The following is an 892-nucleotide window of genomic DNA, read 5'->3' on the forward strand; positions in this document are numbered from 1 at the left end:
CCTGATAACCGCGCGCCTGGGCGTAGTTCGAGGCGACATCGCCGATCATTGTGAGCAGCGTCGAGCGCAGCTCTTCCTCTGACGCATCCAGCCCGTAGCGGGCCGCCTCGACGCTTCTGCGGTTAGCACCGAACAGGTCCAGTTCCCAACTGGCGTCGAAACCGGATTGATATTCGCTGTAGACACTGTCCGAACCCGAGGTGGTCACGGCTGACTTGTTGCGCGTTGCCGATCCCGAGCTGTCCACGGACGGGAACAGGCTCGCCGCGCTCTGGCGATAGCTGGCGCGGGCCTCGCGTATCCTGGCCTTGGCGGTGGCGACGTCGAGATTGCCGGCAACCGCTTCCTCTACGAGCGCGTCGAGCTCCGGGTCGCGCAGCCGCTGCCACCATTTCGACAATTGTGCCGGCTTTGCCGGCGAAGCCTTCTTCTGGCTGCTCCAGGCCGCCGGCATCGGCAGAAGCGGCTTCTGATAGTCCGGGCCGACGACGCACCCGGCGAGCGTGGTCGCCGCCAGCATGACGACGCTCAGCCTAACCCAACTCGTCATACGCGTTACCTCAAATTCGATTGATCTTTGCCGGGCGCGAACAGTGCGCTCTGGCGGGATGGTCGAGCTGCAGGATCCAATCGGGGTCGCCTGGCGATCAGGCGTTCCCGGTTAGGCTTTCGGGCGAGACGGTAGGCTTTGCGGCTTCGGGCCCCTCGGCCAGCAGCTTGCTCAAATGGCGGGCGAGGAAGCGCTGGATGTCGTCCATGAAGGTGTAGACGACGGGCACGTAGACGAGGCTGAGCACGGTCGAGGAGAGGAGCCCGCCGATCACCGCGATCGCCATCGGCGCGCGCGTCTCGGCGTCGGCGCCGATGCCGAGCGCGATCGGCAGCATGCCGG

The 892-nt window shown here is 65.7% G+C and carries 2 protein-coding genes; both read right to left on the reverse strand.

From position 1 onward, the window contains the following. On the reverse strand, nt 1–550 hold a 550-nt coding region (locus tag EN745_RS35295; protein ID WP_189363276.1), incomplete at its 3' end, for a TolC family protein. Between the two features lie 97 nt (nt 551–647). Next, on the reverse strand, nt 648–892 hold a 245-nt coding region (locus EN745_RS35300), incomplete at its 5' end, for an efflux RND transporter permease subunit (RefSeq protein ID WP_245487917.1).

Origin of the sequence: Mesorhizobium sp. M4A.F.Ca.ET.022.05.2.1 (genome assembly GCF_003998845.1) — a bacterium.
Taxonomy (GTDB): domain Bacteria; phylum Pseudomonadota; class Alphaproteobacteria; order Rhizobiales; family Rhizobiaceae; genus Mesorhizobium.